Genomic DNA, 648 nt, shown 5'->3' on the forward strand with positions numbered 1-648 from the left:
GGGTGGGTGGGGTCGGTGAGGTCCCACAGAATCGCGGTGTTGTCGGCGCTACCGGTCAGCGCGGTGCGCCCGTCGCCGCTCAGCGCCACCGCAGACACGTCGCCGGTGTGGCCGGTGAGAGGAGCGCGGCGCGCCGGATGGGCGGGGTCAGCGACATCCCACAAGATCGCAGTGTCATCGGCGCTACCGGTCAGCGCGGTGCGCCCGTCACCGGTCAACGCCACCGCAGACACCGAGTCGGTGTGGCCCGTGAGGACGGCGTGACGTGCCGGGTGCGCGGGGTTAGCAAGGCCCCACAGGATCGCAGTGCCATCGGCGCTACCGGTCAGCGCGGTGTGCCCGTCGCTGGTCAGCGCCACCGCAGACACCGAGTCGGTGTGGCCCGTGAGGACGGCGTGACGTGCCGGGTGCGCGGGGTTAGCAAGGCCCCACAGGATCGCAGTGCCATCGGCGCTACCGGTCAGCGCGGTGCGCCCGTCGCCGGTCAACGCCACCGCGTTCACGATGTCGGTGTGGCCGGTGAGGGCGGCCTCGGACAGGCTCAGATCCCATAGGATCGCCGTCTTGTCGAGGCTGCCGGTGAAGGCGGTGCGCCCGTCGCCGGTCAACGCCACCGCGTTCACCGAGTCGGTGTGGCCCGTAAGAGTA

The 648-nt window shown here is 71.1% G+C and carries 1 pseudogene; it reads right to left on the minus strand.

What is annotated here, in order from left to right:
- A pseudogene (locus U9978_RS23570) lies at nucleotides 1–648 on the minus strand (WD40 repeat domain-containing protein); the annotation flags it as partial.

This window comes from Protofrankia sp. Cr2 (assembly GCF_963555885.1).
Lineage (GTDB): Bacteria > Actinomycetota > Actinomycetes > Frankiales > Frankiaceae > Protofrankia.